This window comes from Cohnella nanjingensis, assembly GCF_014212125.1.
In the GTDB taxonomy this organism is placed as follows: Bacteria; Bacillota; Bacilli; order Paenibacillales; family Paenibacillaceae; genus Cohnella; species Cohnella nanjingensis.
On the sequence record NZ_JACJVP010000045.1, the window covers coordinates 56,735 to 75,294 of the forward strand.

An 18,560-nucleotide genomic window follows, 5' to 3' on the forward strand; every position below is an offset into this window, starting at 1 on the left:
TGCTCGTACAACCCTTTGCGTTCGACAGCATTCGGCATCGGCCGTTCGCGCGAAGACTTGGTCTTCATTGCGCGCCGATGGCTCCGTTCCGGCCCCGGCCGGGCGTTTCGGACAGCCGCGCACGGTTGACGTTTGCCGGCGCCTAGAGGCATAATGGAAGGAATACTTTACGATTCGCGGCCGGATACGGACGGACGCTTCCGCCGTCGGAAAGGAACATGGCATGGGCATGGAGCAGCTGCTCGAGAAAGCTTCGACATACATGAAAGAACAAGATCTGCAGCGCGTGAGCGAAGCGTACGAATACGCCGAAGAGGCCCATCGCGGCCAACTGCGGAAATCCGGCGAGCCCTACATTCTGCATCCGCTGGCGGTCGCCGAGATGCTGGTGCAGATGCAGATGGACGTCGTCACCGTGATGGCGGCGCTGCTTCATGACGTCGTGGAGGACACGAACGTCACGGTGGAGGACGTTAAGGAACGCTTCGGCGAGACGATCGCGGGCCTGGTCGACGGCCTCACCAAGCTGGAGAAGATTCAGTTCCGTTCCAAGGAAGAACAGCAGAACGAGAACTACCGCAAGATGTTCGTGGCGATGGCCAACGATATCCGCGTCATCCTCATCAAGCTCGCGGACCGGCTGCACAACATGCGGACGCTGAAGTTCCAGTCCGAGGAGAGCCAGCGCCGGATCGCGCACGAGACGCTGGAGATCTACTGTCCGATCGCCCACCGGCTCGGGATCAGCGCGATCAAGTGGGAGATGGAGGATATCGCCCTGCGGTTCCTGAACCCGCAGCAGTACTACCGGATCGCCAATCTGATGAAGAAAAAGCGGACGGAGCGGGAGCAGTACATCGACGACCTGATCGGCCGGATCCGCGAGAAGCTCGAAGAGATGGGCATCCAAGGCGATATCTCCGGCCGTCCCAAGCATATCTACAGCATCTTCAAGAAGATGACGATGCGCAACAAGCAGTTCAACGAGATCTACGACCTGCTCGCCATCCGGATTCTGGTCGACAACGTCAAGGACTGCTACGCCACGCTCGGCATCATCCATACGCTCTGGAAGCCGATGCCCGGACGGTTCAAGGACTACATCGCCATGCCGAAGGCGAACATGTACCAGTCGCTGCATACGACGGTCGTCGGCCCGACGGGCGAGCCGACCGAAGTGCAGATCCGCACTTGGGACATGCACCGCACGAGCGAATACGGGATCGCGGCCCACTGGGCCTACAAGGAAGGCAAGGACACCGGCGTCGTGCAGGGCACGTTTCGCGACAAGATGAACTGGTTCCGCGAGATCATCGAGCTGCAGCAGGAGACCCGGGACGCCGCCGAGTTCATGGAGTCGCTCAAGATGGACTTCTTCACCGACCTCGTCTTCGTCTTCACGCCGAAGGGCGAGGTGTTCGAGCTGCCCGCCGGCTCGGTGCCGCTCGACTTCGCTTACCGCGTGCATACCGAGGTCGGCAACCGGACGATCGGCGCCAAGGTCAACGGCCGCATCGTGCCGCTCGACCACAAGCTGAAGACGGGCGACATCGTCGAGATCCTGACCTCCAAGCACTCCTACGGCCCGAGCCAGGACTGGCTCAAGATCGCCCAATCCTCCCACGCCCGGAGCAAGATCAAGGCGTGGTTCAAAAAGGAGAAGCGCGAGGAGAACGTGGCCAAGGGCTGGGACGCCGTCGAGCGCGAGCTGAAGCGTCTCGCCCTCGAGCCCTCGGATTGGATGAGCGACGACAAGCTGCAGGAAGTGGCGCGCAAGTTCACCTTCAACGACGTCGAGGACATGATGTCCGCGATCGGCTTCGGCGGCATCACGGCGGCGCAGATCGTCACGCGGCTGACCGAGAAGCTCCGCAAGGAAGCCGAGGAAGCGCAGCAGATCCAGCTTACCAGCGAGGTCAAGGAGATGAAAGCGCCGGCGTCGCCGGAGAAGCGCACGCGGCCATCCCACGGGGTCAAGGTCAAAGGCGTCGACAACCTGCTCGTCCGGTTCGCGCGCTGCTGCAACCCGGTGCCGGGCGACGACATCATCGGCTATATTACGCGGGGGCGCGGCGTATCGGTGCACCGCTCCGACTGTCCGAACCTGCCGACCGCGTCGGAAGGGGAGGAAGCGGCCCGGGTAATCGAGGTCGAATGGGCGGAGTCGGTCGAGGCGAGCTACAGCGTCGAGATCGAGATTCTGGGCCACGACCGCAGGGGGCTGTTGAACGAAGTGCTACAGGCGGTCTCCGAGAGCAAGACGAACATCGCCGCCGTGTCCGGCCGTTCGGACCGCAACAAGGTCGCGATCATGCATCTGACGATTCTGATCCGCAACAAGGAGCATCTGCAATCCGTCGTCGACAAGATCAAGCGGGTGAAGGATATCTTCTCCGTGCAGCGGCTCATGCAATAGCATTCATAGGGAGTTGACGATTCAAGTGAAAGTCGTATTGCAACGGGTATCCGAATCGCGCGTGCGCGTAAACGGAGAGTCGGTCGGAGAGATCGGACCGGGCTTGATGCTGCTGGTCGGCATCGGCCAGGAGGACGGGGAAGCGGACGTCGCCTGGATGGCCGACAAGGTAGCGGGTCTGCGCATCTTCGAAGATGGCGACGGCAAGATGAATCTGTCGGTGACGGAAGCGGGCGGGGACATACTGTCGGTGTCCCAGTTCACGCTGTACGGCGATTGCCGCAAAGGCCGGCGCCCGAACTTCATGGCGGCCGCCAAGCCGGAGGCCGCGAACGCGCTGTACGAGCGCTTCAATGCGCTGCTGCGCGAAGCGGACCTCAAGGTGGAGACCGGCGTGTTCGGCGCGATGATGGAAGTCTCGCTCGTGAACGACGGTCCCGTGACGCTCGTTCTGGACAGCAAGCAGTAAAGGCTTCGGCGCCTTTTCGATTATCGGGCGAAACGTTGCCGGCGCAGACGGATCGGAGTAGGTTAAGAGCCATTTAGACGATCCGATCCGCCGAAGCAGGTCAGACGCAGGCTGTTCGCGAAGGCGGGCGGGTTAGCGAACGGGCCGGGTGGCTACACTATTGTCGAACGCTCCATGATGGAAAGGAGTCGACAAAGGATGCGGCAATCCGGCAAAGAATCGAAGCAACAACGAATGACGCGGGCAAGCCTGTCTCCCGAACGACGGGAATCTCTCGCTTTTCGCCCGGACGAAGAATTCGCGGACGAACTGGGGCGCGGGCCGGGAGCCGGCGGCATGAACGGCAGGCGCCACCCGCCCGGAGGCAGGGGATAGCTTCCTCCCTCCCGCCCCTGCGGGGCTCCGCGCGAAGCGCGGGGAGGCGGGGCGCGCGCCTGCGGGCGAGCAGAGAGGAAGGAGCGAAAGTTCGATGCATATTCATCTAATCGCGGCCGATTCTTCCTTTGAACGGTCGCTTTCTCACATTGTGCCTCTCTTTTACGAGGAGCCGAAGGTTACATTCTCTTCATCCGAGGACGCTGAAGCCGATCTCGAGATTCGGCTGACGGTAGAGGATGGCCCCGGCGAGGTTCGGGCGGAAGCCGCGCTCCGGGTAAAAGCAAACGCTGCGGTGCCGGCCGGAAGCGCTGACGAAGAGGCAGAATCCGCCGTCCCTCGGCGGATCGCGAAGCATCGTCAGGCTTATCCGGCCGATGCGGCGCATGAAGAGCGTCGCAGGCTGGTGAAGCTGACGCTGAGCCGCGCGCTGGTCGACGCGCTGCAGCAGGAGACCGGCATCGTGCAGCCCTGGGGCATCCTGACGGGCGTGCGGCCGACCAAGCTGCTGCACGACAGCCTGCGCCGGGGCCGAGGCCGCGAGGAAGCGCGCCGCGCGCTGCGGGAAGACTATCTCGTCGCGGAAGAGAAGATCGCGCTCATGGAGCGGATCGTGGACCGGCAGCTGACGGCGCTCCCGGACCTGTACGATCTCCGCAACGAAGTGAGCGTCTATATCGGCATTCCTTTCTGTCCGACCAAGTGCGCTTATTGCACGTTCCCCGCCTACGATATCAACGGCCGCCAAGGCTCGGTCGGCGGCTTCCTGTACGGCCTTCACCACGAGGTACGCGTCATCGGCCGATGGCTGAAGGACAACGGCGTGAAGGTCACGACGATCTACTACGGCGGCGGCACGCCGACCAGTATCACGGCCGAGGAGATGGACGCGCTGTACGCCGAGATGGCCGCTTCGTTCCCCGACGCGAGCCAGGTGCGGGAAGTAACGGTCGAAGCGGGCCGTCCCGATACGATCACGCCGGAGAAGCTGGCCGTCCTGCGCAAGTGGAACATCGACCGCATCAGCATCAATCCGCAATCGTACATCCAGGAGACGCTCGACCTGATCGGACGCCATCATACAGTGCAGGAGACGATCGACAAGTTCCGGCTGTCGCGCAGCGAGGGCATGAACAATATCAATATGGACTTGATCATCGGCCTTCCGGGAGAGGGCCCCGCGGAGTTCGCGCATACGCTCGCCGAGACGGAGAAGCTGCTGCCCGAATCGCTGACCGTGCACACGCTCTCGTTCAAGCGGGCGTCCGAGATGACCCAGCATCGCGGCGAGGCCAAGTACAAGGTCGCGACGCGCGAGGAGATCGGCACGATGATGGCGGAAGCGGTCGCTTGGACCGACGCGCACGGCTACGCGCCTTATTATCTGTACCGTCAGAAAAATATCCTCGGCAATCTGGAGAACGTGGGCTATTCTTTTGCCGGCCAGGAGAGTCTCTACAATATCCTCATCATCGAGGAGATGCAGACGATCGTCGGCCTCGGCTGCGGCGCCACCAGCAAGTGGGTGGATGCGTCGACGGGCGCCATAACGCGGCTGGCCAATCCGAAGGAGCCGAAGGCGTATATCGATACCTACGAGAAGTATACCGAGGCCAAGCTGGAGGCGCTGGAGCGCTGGAAGGCTTCCAGAACGACGTCCTGAACGAGGAAAGCCAGACTTGGAGAGCGCTTCCTTTTTTGTAATGAAACTGTAACCTAAGCTTCATCTATCTTTAAAACTAACCGTCTATTATAGACGGTGACCCCCTTTTTTCAATATATTTTCAATTTGACCTGTCGGAATGATCGGCAGGTTATTTTCTTGGCGCCAGGGGGCGGCCGCGGGGCGGATTGACATGGGCCTTGGCGGCGTATTATAATATGGAACAATTGTAATCAGCCAATCGATTCGATGACGGGAACGAGTACTCCGGCCCCACGTCTCCAGAGAGGAAAGCCTTCAGGCTGCAAGCTTTCCGCCGATGACCGGACGAACGACCTCCCCGAGAACCTCGCGCGAACGGCTGCCGCATGCCGGCAGCGCCAGTAGCGACGGGGCGTCCGTCGGGCGTTAACCGAATGAAGCGCGATCGCGCGCGGCCGGATAGGCGGCGCAAGGCGATCGAATGACGGGTGGCACCGCGGGAGCAGGAGACAGGCTCTCGTCCCCGACTGCAGAGATGCGGTTGAGGACGGGGGCTTTTTTTGCGTACCGGAAAAGGCTCCGTGTTAACTCGCGGGGATCAGCCGCCCGCACAGGGATATGAAGCGTAGAAAGGGTGGGGACAGATGGCCTTTCAAAAACCGCCGGGCACGCAGGACGTGCTCCCGGGCAATGCCGAATTGTGGCAGTTCGTCGAGAAGACCGCCAGAGAAGTATGCCGGCGCTACCGCTTCCGCGAGATCCGCACGCCGATCTTCGAAGCGACCGATCTGTTCAAGCGCGGCGTAGGCGAGACGACCGATATCGTCGAGAAAGAAATGTATACGTTCGAGGACCGGGGACACCGCAGCATGACCTTGCGTCCCGAGGGGACGGCCGGCGTCGTCCGCGCCTACGTCGAGAACAAGCTATACGGCGAACCCGACATCTCGAAGCTGTATTACATCGGCCCGATGTTCCGGTATGAGCGCGCGCAGGCGGGCCGCTACCGGCAATTCCATCAATTCGGCGTCGAGGCGATCGGATCGGAGGATCCGGCGCTGGATGCCGAAGTCATCGCGCTCGGCTACGCCTTCTACAAGGAAGTCGGGCTGCGCGACGTGACGGTCGAGGTCAACTCGGTCGGCACGCCGGAGGTGCGCGCGGCGTTCCGCGCGAAGCTGTTGGACTTCCTGCTGCCGATGAAGGAGAGTTTGTGCAAGGACTGCCAGGCGCGCATGGAGCGCAATCCGCTGCGGGTGCTCGATTGCAAGATCGACCAAGGCAAGTTCGACGGCGCTCCGTCGATCCTGGACAGCCTGGACGAGGCCTGCGAGACGCACTTCTCGCGGGTGCGCGAATACCTGGACGCGATGAAGATCCCGTACCGGATCAATCCGCGTCTCGTCCGCGGCCTCGACTACTACACGCACACCGCGTTCGAGTACAAGGCGCAGGGCATCGGCGCGATCGATACGATCGGCGGCGGCGGCCGCTACAACGGCCTCGTGGCGGACATCGGCGGGGATGACCGTCCCGGCGTCGGCCTCGGCCTCGGCTTGGAGCGCACGCTGCTCCTCCTGGAGAGCCAGGACGCCAAGCCGGCCGCAGACGCGTCCGTCGACGTCTACCTCATCGCGTTGGGCGAGCGCGCGGAACGCGCGGCGCCGGGTCTCGCGCAGGCATGGCGGGATGCGGGACTCGCGGTGGAGATGGACTATCAAGGCCGCAAGATGAAGGCGCTGTTCAAAGCCGCCGAACGCGCGGGAGCCCGCTACGCGGCCATCCTCGGCGACGACGAGCTGGATCGCGGAGAGATCGCGCTCAAGGAGCTGTCCACGCAAGCGCAGCGCCAAGTGCCGCTCGCCGAGCTGGCGGAGACGGTTCGTGCGCTCATTAACGAATAGGAAAAGGGGACAAACAAGATGATGCTCAAAACGCATGACGGCGGTAAATTAACGAAAGATCAGGTCGGCCAGACGGTCGTCCTCAACGGATGGGTGCAAGGCTGGCGCGACTTCGGCGGCATTCTGTTCATCGACTTGCGCGATCGCAGCGGCATCGTGCAGATCGTCTTCAATCCGGACTTCTCCGGCTCCGCGCTGGAGCTGGGCAGCCGCGCCCGCAACGAGTACGTGCTGGCGGTGAAGGGCAAGGTCGTCGAACGCGACGCGGAGACGTACAACCCGAACCTCGCCACGGGCGAGATCGAAGTGCAAGTCGAGGAAGTCGAGATCGTCAATACAGCCAAGACGCCTCCGTTCCCGATCGAAGACGGCGTCGAAGTGGACGAATCGCTCCGCCTCAAATACCGCTACCTGGATCTGCGGCGCCCTGAGATGCAGAAGACGCTGTGGCTGCGCTCCAAGGCAACAAAAGTATTCCGCGACTTCCTGGACGACAACGGCTTCATCGACGTCGAGACGCCGATCCTGACGCTCAGCACGCCCGAAGGCGCGCGGGACTACCTCGTGCCGAGCCGCGTGCATCCAGGCGAATTCTTCGCGCTGCCGCAATCGCCGCAGCTATTCAAGCAGCTGCTCATGGTCGGCGGCCTTGAGCGTTACTACCAAGTCGCGCGCTGCTTCCGCGATGAAGACCTTCGTGCCGACCGCCAGCCGGAATTCACGCAGGTGGACATCGAGACGTCGTTCCTCTCCCAAGAGCAGCTGCTCGCGATGATGGAAGAGCTCATGGCGCGCCTGTTCCGCGAGACGATCGGCGCGGAGATCCCTACGCCGTTCCAACGGCTTACCTACCATGACGCCATCCACAAGTACGGCTCCGACAAGCCGGACCTGCGCTTCGGCCTCGAGATCGAAGACGTGACCGATATCGTCAAGAGCAGCGACGTCAAGGTGTTCGCCTCCGTCGCCGGCGCAGGCGGCGTCGTCAAGGCGCTCAACGCCAAAGGCTGCGCCAGCTGGAGCCGCAAGGAGCTGGACGATCTCCAGCCGTTCGCGGCCCGCTACGGCGGCAAAGGCATCGCCTGGATCACCGTGAAGGACGGCGAGTGGAAGGGACCGATCGTCAAGTTCTTCAAGCCGGAAGAGATCGCCGCCCTTACCGAACGTCTGGGCGTGGAAGAAGGCGACCTGCTCTGCTTCTCCGCCGACAAGCTGAAGACGGCCGCCGACGTCATGGGCAACCTGCGTCTGAAGGTCGGCAAGGATCTGGGCCTTATCGACAACAGCAAGTACAAGTTCCTCTGGGTCGTCGACTTCCCGCTGCTCGGCTGGGACGAGGAAGGCAAGCGCTGGGTGGCCGAGCATCATCCGTTCACCCGTCCGCGCGAGGAAGATCTGCCGCTGTTCGATACCGATCCGGGCGCGATCCGCGCGCAAGCGTACGACATCGTGCTGAACGGCTACGAAGTCGGCGGCGGCTCGATGCGGATCTACCGCCGCGACGTGCAGGAGAAGATGTTCCAAGCGCTCGGTTTCTCGCTCGAGGAAGCCAAGGAGAAGTTCGGCTTCTTCATGGACGCCTTCGAGTACGGCACGCCGCCGCACGGCGGCATCGCGTTCGGTCTGGACCGGCTTGTCATGCTGCTCACCGGCCGCACCAACCTGCGCGAGACGATCGCGTTCCCGAAGACGGCCAGCGCGACCGACCTGCTGAGCGACGCGCCGTCGGCCGTCACCGAACGCCAGCTCGAGGATCTGCACATCCGACTGTCCGCCAAAGCGATCGCCGCGCAAGCCAAGGCCGCCGCGCCGTCCGACAATACCGACGCGGCAGAGCCGGCTGCGCAATCCTGAGCGGTATCTGACACCTGAATGACGGCATGCCCCGCCCGCATGGCCGCTGCCGCGCCGGCTGGCGCGGAGCGGCCTTCGCGGAGCGGGGCATGTTGTCCATTACGAGAGAAGGACGGTTGAACCTATGTTGCACCAGTTCTCCAGAACGGAGCTCGCGATCGGCCCCGAGGGGCTGGATATTCTGAAGGGCAGCACCGTCGCGGTGCTCGGCATCGGCGGCGTCGGCGGGATCGCGGCCGAAGCGCTGGCGCGGTCGGGCATCGGCCGGATCATCCTGATCGACAAGGACGTCGTCGATATCACGAACGTGAACCGGCAGATCCACGCGCTGACGACGACGGTCGGCCAGCCGAAGGCCGAGCTGATGCGGGAGCGCATCAAGCTCATCAACCCGGACTGCGACGCGATCGCGCTCCGGATGTTCTATACGGAGGAGACGTACGAGGAGCTGTTCAAATATCCGCTCGACTACGTGATCGACGCCTCCGACACGATCTCGTACAAGATCCATCTCATCAAGCAGTGCCTGGAACGGAAGATCCCGATCATCTCCAGCATGGGCGCGGCGAACAAGATGGATCCGAGCCGGTTCCAGGTCGCGGACATCTCCAAGACGACCGTCGACCCGATCGCCCGGGTGATCCGTACGAAGCTGCGCAAGGAAGGCATCAAGAAAGGCGTTAAAGTCGTCTTCTCGACGGAAGAGCCCATCAAGCCGCTCGAAGACGTCACGCAGCGGATCGTGCCCGACACCGCGCCCAAAGAGATCCGCAAAGCCCAGCAGCCGCCTTCCAGCAACGCCTTCGTCCCGCCCGTCGCCGGTCTCATCATGGTCAGCGTCGTCTTCCGGGAACTGCTGGAGCGGGGCAAAGCCGCCTCTTCGACCTAAGCGCGAAGGAACGGCGGGTCTCCGCCAAATCTGTGCTTCTGTCCCTGTCACTCCGCGATTGTCCTTCATACACTAGACCATCCCTGCGATTCTGGAGGTGTAGTGCAAATGAGCAGACTGTCTAGAGCGAGCATCCGCGGCGGCAAGCACGGATCGGGCAAACGCCGTCGCAAATCCAAGCGCGTCCCGGCCGGCGCAGAGGCCGAAGAACACGAGCATCGTAGCGGAGGGTGGGGACGACTTCCGGGGCTGGACTGGGAAAAGGATTCGATCCTGCGCCTGGACGGCTTCGGTCCGCTGGATCCCGCCGAATGGTCGATCGGACCGATCGAACCGATGGGCGCCCTCGCATCCGGGCGCCCGGCCGGCGAGGAAGCCCATTCGGGCGCTCCGCGGCGCCGCGGACGTTCCCGTGCGACCGGCCCCCGTACCTACGGTCGGAGAAGATAAGACGACTTCCGCGCGTTCCGGCGCTGCAACCGCCCTTCGGGGCGGTTTTGTTTTGGTTGGGGGAACGCGTCCGCGGGGCTCGTCCAACCCATCGCACGGGCCTCAGCGGGAACCGGCGAAGGGTTGACCGCCGTGACATTCGCCGTTTCCGCGTTTGCCTGCCGGGCATACGTTGGTAAGGCGTTAATCACGACTGCCATCCCACGAAGGGCGGAAGATCGGCATGAACATCCCCGTAAGAAACCTCCTGATCGCTGAATCGGAAGCCGAGAAGATGGAGCGGAATCTGTGGAAGGACCAATATGCAAGCGGCTCATTGAGCACGAACGGGGATACGGTCCCCGTCCAGATCCGATATCGGGGCGGACATACGCGGGAGTATCCCAAACGCTCCTATGAAGTCGTCCGTCAAGGACAGACGTTTCATTACAATGCCGAGTTCGACGATCCTTCGATGATCCGCAACGCCTTGTCGTTCTGGTTCATCGAACGGCTGGGGCTGCCGAGTCCCCGCACGAAGCATGTGCTCCTGGTCCGCAACGGCGTCCCGCTCGGGATCTACCTGGAGATCGAAGCGGTGGAACGGGGGTTTTTCCGCCGCAGGGGCATCGGGACGCGCTCGCTGTTCTACGGGGTCAACGAACAGGCCGACTTTCGCATGCCATCGACCGATAATCCGCTAATCGGCTACGAGCATCAATACGGAGGCCAAGAGGAGAAGAAGCGCTTGGCGGCATTCATCAAAGGGATGCATCTTCAAAAGCGCGCCCGTTCCGCCGCCTTCCTGAGCCGGCATCTGGACGTCGACAATTATTTGAAGTGGCTGGCCGGAGCCGTCCTGACCGGCAACTACGACGGTTTCGAGCAGAACTACGCCATCTACCGGCACCGCGCGAGCGGCAAGTGGAGAATGGTGCCGTGGGATTACGAGGGGACGTGGGGCCGCAATTGCTACGGACGGATCGTCAGCAGCGACTTGGTGGCCGTCACCGGGTATAACCATTTGACCGACAAGCTCTTGGAGCGCAAGGCCAACGGGCAGCGGTACAAGGCGATCCTCAAGCGGGCGCTCGCGACCGGGTTCGCGGAGAAGCAGATCATGCCCGTGGCCGCCGAGCTGCACGGGAGCATCGCCCCTTATTATAGAAGGGATGTCTCGCGCAAATGGACGTACTCCGAATTTCAGGGCGAATTGAGCGTCATCCGCGACTATATCGGGGAACGAAGGGCGATCATCGCTCGGGCGATCAAGCGAATGTAGCAGCCGAATGCGGAACGTACGTTCCTCTCTTCTTTCTGTCGGGTCCCGATTCTGCTATGATGGGAGAAAGGAAAGGACGGGAGAACGATGGATTTGTTCAGCTTCGGCGAGGAGTCGCAGCCGAGGGCCAGGCTGCTGGCCGACCGCATGCGGCCGGAATCGTTAGACGAATATATCGGTCAGGAACATATCGTAGGTCCGGGCAAGCTGCTCCGGCGCGCGATCGAGGGAGACGCCGTGACGTCGATCCTGCTGTTCGGTCCGCCGGGATCCGGGAAGACGACGCTCGCCCACATCATCTCGAAGCGGACCGAAGGGGACTTCGTCCGTCTGAACGCGGTCGACGCCTCCGTGAAGGACGTCCGCGACGTCATCGAGCAGGCCGAACGGAACAAGAGCATGTACGGACGCAAGACGATCCTCTTTCTCGACGAGGTGCACCGCTTCAACAGCGCGCGGCAGGACGCCCTGCTGCCGGCCGTCGAGAAGGGGATCATCGTCTTCATCGGCGCGACGACGGAGAACCCATACCATTCGGTCAACGGGGCGCTGTTGTCGCGCTCCACGCTGTTCCGGCTGAACGCGCTGACGAAGGAGCATTCGCTCCTCGCGATGCGGCGGGCGCTCGCCGATCCGGCGAAGGGGCTGGCCTTCATGAAGCTGCGGGTAGAGGAAGAGGCGCTCGCGCATATCGCGGCCATGGCGAACGGCGACATCCGCCGCGCGCTCACGGCGCTCGAGCTCGCGGCGGTGACGACGCCGTCGGAGCCCGACGGCTCGGTCGTCGTGACGCTCGAGATCGCCGAAGAGTCGATCCGCCAACCGACCGTGCAGGCGGACGAGTCCACCCAGTACGACGTGCTGTCCGCCTTCCACAAGAGTATCCGGGGGTCGAGCGACGCCGCTTTGTATTGGTTTCTGTACGCGGTCGAGAAGCTGGGGATGGATCCGATGACGTTCCTGCGCCGCCTCACGGTCGCTTGCAGCGAGGATATCGGCCTTGCGAATCCGCAAGCGATGGTGCAGGCGGTGAGCGCGATGGAGGCCTACCATCGGATCGGCTGGCCCGAAGCGAAGTATATCGTCGCCCAAGCGATTCTGTTCGCGGTCGAGAGTCCGAAGTCCAACGCCGTCGCCGTCGCGATCGGGAAGATCATGGCGTCGTTCGAGGAGACGAAGTCGGCCGAGGTGCCGCTTCATTTGCGCGATGGGCACTACGGCGGGGCGAAGAAGCTCGGGCACGTCGGCTACCGCTATCCGCACGACTATCCGGGGCACTACGTGGAACAGCAGTATTTGCCGGACAAGCTGAAGGATCGGTCGTTCTACGAGGCGACCGCTCAGGGCATGGAGGACCGGATTCGCCAGAATCAGGACAAGCGCAAGCGGACGAAGGCGCGCGGAGACAGCTAGCGGGCACGGCGAGTACAGGCTGATGGGGTCAGTCAACGCCGTTAAAGGCGCTAAATTCGGAATATGAGGCCGTTCCGGCCAAAAATCCGCATCGAAATCGGGTGGAGGCGAATACAGATGGATACTACGGCCGATTACGGCCCGAACCGCCGTTTGACGCTAGGGGGCAAAACGTCTAAGCTAGAATAAAGCGAGGAGTTTCAACATTTTACCATATTTTATCTGCGTGACACTAAAGGAGGTGCACCTACTTTCCGCTCGGGAAGTAGGGACGATTTGGACGGTGACCCTTTTCCGCTAGTCGTGAACTTGGTCTTGGTATTGCTGCTTGTGTTTCTGAACGGCTTCTTCGTGGCGGCCGAATTCGCGATGGTCAAGGTGCGCGGAACCCGCATCGACACGTTGGTGCAGGAAGGAAACAAGCGGGCGCGCTATGCCTCTCACCTGACGAACCATCTCGACGCGTATCTATCCGCCTGCCAACTGGGCATTACGCTGGCGTCCCTAGGCCTCGGCTGGATCGGGGAACCGGCGGTCGCAGACGTGCTCACCCCGCTGTTCTCGTCCCTGCATCTGCCGGAGAGCTGGATTCATCCTCTATCCTTCGTGATTGCCTTCACGTTCATTACCGTCCTGCATATCGTGCTGGGCGAGCTTGCGCCGAAGACGTTCGCCATCCGCCAGGCGGAGACGATCACGCTCTGGACGGCCGCGCCGCTCGTGCTGTTCCGCAAGATCATGAGCCCGTTCATCTGGCTCCTGAACGGGTTGGCCAACCAGCTGCTGAAGGTATTCGGCATCGCGCCGGCATCGGAGTCCTCCTCCGCCCACACCGAAGAGGAGATCCGCATCCTGATGAAGGAGAGCCACAAGAGCGGCCTGATCGACAATACGGAGCTCACGCTGGTGGACAATATCTTCGAATTCGCGGAGACCAACTCCCGCGAGATCATGATCCCGCGAACCGAGATGATCTGCCTCTACGGCAACCTCTCGTTCGAAGACAACAAGGCGATCGCCCTGAAGGAGATGCATACGCGATATCCGGTATGCGACAACGACAAGGACAACATCATCGGCTTCGTCCACATCAAAGACCTGCTCAAAGTATCCGATAATACCATTCACGATATTCGCGATCTGCTCCGTCCGATGACGACCGTACCGGAGAGCATGCCGATCAGCGCCCTGCTGAAGCTCATGCAGAAGAGGAAGACCCAAATCGCCATCCTCATCGACGAATACGGCGGTACGGCCGGCCTCGTGACGTTGGAGGACATCATGGAAGAGATCGTAGGCGAGATTCAAGACGAATTCGACGAAGAGCGTCCGGATGTGGAGCGCAGGGACGAACGCACTTACTCGATCAGCGGCATGATGCTGATCGAAGAGGTGAACAGCTTCTTCGGGCTCGATATCCCTACGGATGATTACGATACGATCGGCGGCTGGATGTACTCCCAGATCGAGATTCCGCCGAAGAAGTACCAGACGGTCGAGCACGAGGGCGGCATTCGCTTCGTCATCGAAGAGACGGACCATCTTCGGGTATCCCGCATCTCCGTCATCCGGGAGGAGCCCGTCGACTGGGAAGAGCCGCAAGCCGCTTCCGGCTAATCAGTCAGATCCGGGGCGATTAGGATCGACTTGGAGATTTTCCCTCTGCATCACTCCTTTTCGCGTCATGCTATTCTATCTTAGTCAGGCGGTTCCGCGCGCAGCATCAGCGCCATTCGGGACCGCCTTTTTCGTATGGTGCTGATTCAGCAAACGTCATTCGTGAAAAACCAATTATTACCACGCGCCAGCGGTTCATAATCGCTCCATTTTCCTTTTGCACGATATCCCATTCACTCAGGAAATTCCTTTCCTCATTTTTTTCTTGACAAGAGATCGAATGTTCTTCATACTCGAAATAGGAACAAATGTTCTTGTTTGGAGGAATCGAAGTGTACATCCAGCTCCGCGAAGTCGAGGAGACGTACCAGACGGAAGAAGCTTGCGCGCTTGCGTTATTTCGAGCGAAGTGGCCGAGCGGCTTTCGTTGCCCGATATGCGCACACCCGGATTACTACCTCATCCGCACGCGACAGCATCCGCTATTTGAATGCCGACATTGTACGCACCAGACTTCGCTGATCGCCGGCACCATCATGGAATGTACGCGGACGCCGCTTTGCAAATGGTTCCAAGCCATGCAACTCATGTCCCTTGGCGTGAGCGCGACAGAATTGATGGAACGGATTTGCGTGACGTACAAGACGGCCTGGCTGATCAATCACAAACTGCGTCACGCCATGATGCATGCCAACGGGCGCGTCCTGCTAGCAGCCCATATTCATATACAAAACGACATGTACACGGGCTCTCCTTACCTTTCCAGTCTCGTTCCGCACGAGAAGGATCAGCCAATTATCGCGGGCGCGGAGATGGATGACGAAGGGAAAGTCGAGAAGATCGTGATGAGGCAAGTTGGACGCGGTTTCTGCAGGTCCCGCTTTCCGGATCGTGCTGCAGGAGAGCATTTTGCAACGCAGCATGTGGCTTCGAACCCTATTTCGGTGGTGATTACGCCGCGTCCATCGAAGCAATATTGCGTTGCGCTTGCCCTCATGTGCCGGCAAGCTTTTCGCTGGCTCAGCGCCACCTTCCGAGGGATAGGAGCCAAGCACCTGCAAGCCTATTTGGATGAATTCTGTTATCGTACCAACCTGTCCGCCGGCAAAAGAGAGTTGATGGACAATCTTCCGGCACTCTGTGCGCAGACCATAACCATTACCTATCGACAGTTGACCCGACGCAAGCCATTTTCACATCCCGCCGGTGATTTCCATACGCCGCAACGAATCGCTAACGGCAGAGCTGTCGCGTAATGCCCTCCATTACTTCATGAAAGCTCGATATTTGAGCATCTGCCCATATGAGAAATCCTCAAACGAATGTGAATAACCACACAAGTGTAACGCTGTGAACTCCTGAAAAAATGCCTTATGTATGGGTCTGAGATTAAAGCCTGATCTTACGATTTCGAACGATTCTTGTTCGAGATATTCTGTATGCATACGCACGATAGGCCGATCCCACGAGTACACTAGAGCGAACACGAGCGCACCTAGCGCACCTGAGCGAAGGGGATTTCGTGCAAAGGAGCTATTCGGTAGAAGTCAGCCCGATAGTCGTACGATGTCGTACATAGACTTAGTAGTACGCGTTGCAGTAACGATGTAGGTGCACATTCAAGGAACTTTTCTCATAACGGTCGCAGAAACGCTTGCTTCCTGAGCGAAAGGGATATCGTGCAAAAGGAGGAAATGAAGAGTAGCCCCCCACTCACGAAGAGCTACTCTTGTAGGCTAATTCAATGAAGCGCGCCGGAAGTGGACGAAGAGAAAGCCGACGGCGGCCGCTAGGGCGAAGCCCGATCCGAGGCGGAACACCGCGGCGAATCCGAAGGCGTCGTAGAGCCATCCGCCCATCGTGCCTGCGATCAGGCCGGCGATGCCGGTCCAGACGACGCCGAACAGCGCTTGGCCGGAGGAGCGGAAGTCGTCGGTGATGATCGACTGCAGGTAGCGCAGCGCGGTGATGTAGTAGATGCCGAACGTCACGCTATGCATCGTCTGGATGACGACGAACCAGGCCGGCTCGTGAATGAAGCTCAGCAAGCCCAGTCGCACCATATAGAGGGCGCTCGCCAGCGCTAGCAGCGGAATCTCCTTGAAGCGGTGGCCGAACTTGGCCAAGAGGAAGAAGATCGGAATCTCGCTGGCCGCCGAAGCGAGCCAGGCGCCGCCGATGAGCGAGTCGCTGGCGCCCAGCTGCCGCATGGCGACGGCCAGGAAGCCTTCGTTCATCCGGTGGGCGACGGAGACGAGCGCGACCAGCCCGAAGAAGATGAGGGTCTCCTTGCGCCGGAGGATCGTCCACAGGCCGCCGAACTGAAACTTGCCCATCTTCGTCTGGAAGTCCGCGATGAGCAGCGAGAACGTCAGCGAGATCAGCACCGTGCCCAGCGCCAGCCATAGCGTCCAGTCGGAGCCGATCTGCTTGAGCAGGAGGCCGAAGAGGAGCGAGCACAAGGCAAACCCGAGCGACCCGAACATCCGGATGGAGGGGAAGCTGCGGTTCATGCGGCTGGCCGCGAGCAGCGTCATGCTGTCCATCATCGAATTGACGGGCGTCTGGAACAGGTAGAAGAGCGCCATCAGCACCGCGATCGGCGTGAATTCGCGCTGAGGCAGCAGCAAGGCGAGCGCGATCAGCTGGCCTAGGAAGATCAGGTTCAAGACGCGGCGCAGGCCGCGGGACTTGTCGCTGGCGATGCCGGCGAGCAGGTTGGCGAAGATGGACAGCATCGGTCCGATCGAGTAGACGGCTCCGATCTGCAGCTTGGTGAAGCCGATATCGTCGAAGTAGAGCGGGAAGAAGGTGACGATCAACGCTTGCGTCGCGTAATTGGCGAAATGCAGGGTGCGAAGCAGGCCGAGCTGCATCGCGTTCCGGTTCGTGTTTTTCATGCGTCCAATTCTCCTGTAGAGGTTCTGCGCCCGGCATTCCAGCCTTCGAGCTTCAACGTGCGTCTATAGAGCCAAGCAAGCAGCGCCAGCTCCGCGACGATGCCGCCGGACTGGGAGAGCGATCCGAGCGTGCCCGTCCAACTCGGAATGGCCAGCGTCAAGGTCACGATCAAGACGGTCGTCAGGATGGCGTTCGCCGTCTGCGAGCCGAACATCAGCTTCGTCTGTCCCCGGGAGAGGATCACCCCGTTCAGCGTGTCCAGCCACGGGTAGACGAGAACGAACGGGATGAATCCGCGCAGCGCGTGGATACTGGCGTCGAGCAGGCGGTCCTCTACGCCGATCAGATGGACGAGCATCCAGGGGCCGGCCGGCGTGAACGCGAGCGTCGAGACGAGGATCGCCGGGGTGAAACCCATGAGCAGGACGAACCGCCTCACCTGTCCCGGGTCGGTCCGGTAGAATTGCAGGGCGATCTGGTGGAAATAAGTAAAAAAACCCAAGCACAGGTTCATCATGCTGCCTGCCACGGCATACGACGAGATGGCGAGCGTGCCGTGGTCGGAATGCCCGAGCAGCGCGTTCAGAATGGGCGGAACCCACACCACGATGAACGAGGAGAAAAGCAGCGGGCTATAGAAAGTCAGAATCTGCTTCGGCCGCTCCACCTCGCAGTCGGGCGAGCGCTCGGGCAGCTTGCGCGCGAGGCTGCGGCCTTCCATCCAGCTGATCGCGGCTTCGATCATCATGCCGAACACGAAGATAACCGCGCCTTGCTGGGAGCTGGTCACCCCTTGGTGAATGATATATTGCGAGAGCAGGAACATGCCCGCCAGCCGGAAGACCATGCCGATCGTCAGCCAGCGCGTGCGCATCTTATAGATAATGACGCCTTGGAACAGGCAGCGGATGCCGGAGAAGATGCTGAGGAACATCAGGACGTGATAGACGTTGACCGCCGCATCCGCCACTTCCGCCTCCGCGCCGTAGACGCCTCGGAATACCCAATGCCCGACGGGCGTGTAGGCGATCATGCCGCCGAAGACGAGCGAGCCGCCGAAGACGATGAAGGCGACCTTCAGGATCGCGCGGTACGAGACGCGGTCCCGCACGAGGGCGGAGCAGGTCTCCCGGAACAGCACCGCCGGCCGCTCGGTGACGGAGAGCAGGCTCATGGCGGTCGCGTAGCCGGCGATGATCAGCTCCGGGTTGTCGGCCCGGGCGAGCGTGCCGTTGATGATGACGTGGGACAAGTTGATCAGCAGGGCGGAGACGCCGAGCGGGATGAAAAACAGAAAAAGACGCGCAAGCGTGACCGGTTCGCGATGTGCCGACAATGAAGTTCATCTCCCTTACTTCGTACTCGG

General features: G+C 61.1%; 13 protein-coding genes. 11 read left to right on the forward strand and 2 right to left on the reverse strand.

The window, feature by feature from the left end; genetic code table 11:
• The first annotated feature begins 223 nt into the window (after positions 1-223).
• The 11 genes from H7C19_RS26745 to H7C19_RS26795 all read left to right on the forward strand — a co-directional run bounded on the left by H7C19_RS26745 (position 224) and on the right by H7C19_RS26795 (position 15,549).
• Positions 224-2,416 (forward strand): RelA/SpoT family protein, encoded by a 2,193-nt coding sequence (locus H7C19_RS26745; RefSeq protein ID WP_185672146.1) that lies wholly within the window; start codon positions 224-226, stop codon positions 2,414-2,416.
• 25 nt (positions 2,417-2,441) lie between these two features.
• A complete protein-coding gene (gene dtd / locus H7C19_RS26750; protein WP_185672147.1) occupies positions 2,442-2,885 on the forward strand; it encodes a D-aminoacyl-tRNA deacylase in 444 nt (147 codons plus the stop codon).
• A gap of 469 nt (positions 2,886-3,354) precedes the next feature.
• Positions 3,355-4,923, forward strand: coding sequence for a coproporphyrinogen III oxidase (locus tag H7C19_RS26755; RefSeq protein WP_185672148.1), 1,569 nt, complete (start codon positions 3,355-3,357; stop codon positions 4,921-4,923).
• Positions 4,924-5,549: 626 nt separating this feature from the next.
• A complete protein-coding gene (gene hisS / locus H7C19_RS26760; RefSeq protein ID WP_185672149.1) occupies positions 5,550-6,809 on the forward strand; it encodes a histidine--tRNA ligase in 1,260 nt (419 codons plus the stop codon).
• An 18-nt stretch (positions 6,810-6,827) separates the two neighbouring features.
• On the forward strand, positions 6,828-8,663 hold the full coding sequence (gene aspS, locus H7C19_RS26765) for an aspartate--tRNA ligase (protein WP_185672150.1): 1,836 nt from the start codon (positions 6,828-6,830) through the stop codon (positions 8,661-8,663).
• Between the two features lie 124 nt (positions 8,664-8,787).
• On the forward strand, positions 8,788-9,552 hold the full coding sequence (locus H7C19_RS26770; RefSeq protein WP_185672151.1) for a tRNA threonylcarbamoyladenosine dehydratase: 765 nt from the start codon (positions 8,788-8,790) through the stop codon (positions 9,550-9,552).
• A gap of 108 nt (positions 9,553-9,660) precedes the next feature.
• Positions 9,661-10,002: a hypothetical protein gene (locus H7C19_RS26775; protein ID WP_185672152.1), complete on the forward strand. Its 342-nt coding sequence runs from the start codon at positions 9,661-9,663 to the stop codon at positions 10,000-10,002.
• Positions 10,003-10,225: 223 nt separating this feature from the next.
• A complete protein-coding gene (locus tag H7C19_RS26780) occupies positions 10,226-11,263 on the forward strand; it encodes a CotH kinase family protein (protein WP_221469497.1) in 1,038 nt (345 codons plus the stop codon).
• Positions 11,264-11,350: 87 nt separating this feature from the next.
• A complete protein-coding gene (locus H7C19_RS26785; RefSeq protein ID WP_185672153.1) occupies positions 11,351-12,676 on the forward strand; it encodes a replication-associated recombination protein A in 1,326 nt (441 codons plus the stop codon).
• Positions 12,677-12,952: 276 nt separating this feature from the next.
• Complete coding sequence (locus H7C19_RS26790) at positions 12,953-14,293, forward strand: hemolysin family protein (RefSeq protein WP_185672154.1); 1,341 nt, start codon at positions 12,953-12,955, stop codon at positions 14,291-14,293.
• Positions 14,294-14,601: 308 nt separating this feature from the next.
• Positions 14,602-15,549, forward strand: coding sequence for a transposase (locus H7C19_RS26795; RefSeq protein WP_221469498.1), 948 nt, complete (start codon positions 14,602-14,604; stop codon positions 15,547-15,549).
• Positions 15,550-16,029: 480 nt separating this feature from the next.
• On the opposite strand, the gene H7C19_RS26800 is transcribed toward H7C19_RS26795, so the two are convergent.
• Together H7C19_RS26800 and H7C19_RS26805 are read right to left on the reverse strand one after the other, a co-directional pair.
• Positions 16,030-17,193: an MFS transporter gene (locus H7C19_RS26800; RefSeq protein WP_185672156.1), complete on the reverse strand. Its 1,164-nt coding sequence runs from the start codon at positions 17,191-17,193 to the stop codon at positions 16,030-16,032.
• The gene (locus tag H7C19_RS26805) at positions 17,190-18,530 is read right to left on the reverse strand and encodes a multi antimicrobial extrusion protein MatE (protein ID WP_185672157.1); all 1,341 of its coding nucleotides are present in this window, start codon (positions 18,528-18,530) and stop codon (positions 17,190-17,192) included. Before H7C19_RS26805 ends, H7C19_RS26800 begins: the two co-directional genes overlap by 4 nt.
• Positions 18,531-18,560 lie beyond the last annotated feature (30 nt).

Coding starts and splice junctions, on each gene's coding strand:
- H7C19_RS26745 (WP_185672146.1), top strand. CDS start 224: ATGGGCATGGAGCAGCTGCTCGAGAAAGCTTCGACATACATGAAAGAA.
- H7C19_RS26755 (WP_185672148.1), top strand. CDS start 3,355: ATGCATATTCATCTAATCGCGGCCGATTCTTCCTTTGAACGGTCGCTT.
- hisS (WP_185672149.1), top strand. CDS start 5,550: ATGGCCTTTCAAAAACCGCCGGGCACGCAGGACGTGCTCCCGGGCAAT.
- aspS (WP_185672150.1), top strand. CDS start 6,828: ATGATGCTCAAAACGCATGACGGCGGTAAATTAACGAAAGATCAGGTC.
- H7C19_RS26770 (WP_185672151.1), top strand. CDS start 8,788: ATGTTGCACCAGTTCTCCAGAACGGAGCTCGCGATCGGCCCCGAGGGG.
- H7C19_RS26775 (WP_185672152.1), top strand. CDS start 9,661: ATGAGCAGACTGTCTAGAGCGAGCATCCGCGGCGGCAAGCACGGATCG.
- H7C19_RS26780 (WP_221469497.1), top strand. CDS start 10,226: ATGAACATCCCCGTAAGAAACCTCCTGATCGCTGAATCGGAAGCCGAG.
- H7C19_RS26785 (WP_185672153.1), top strand. CDS start 11,351: ATGGATTTGTTCAGCTTCGGCGAGGAGTCGCAGCCGAGGGCCAGGCTG.
- H7C19_RS26795 (WP_221469498.1), top strand. CDS start 14,602: ATGTTCTTGTTTGGAGGAATCGAAGTGTACATCCAGCTCCGCGAAGTC.
- H7C19_RS26800 (WP_185672156.1), bottom strand. CDS start 17,193: ATGAAAAACACGAACCGGAACGCGATGCAGCTCGGCCTGCTTCGCACC.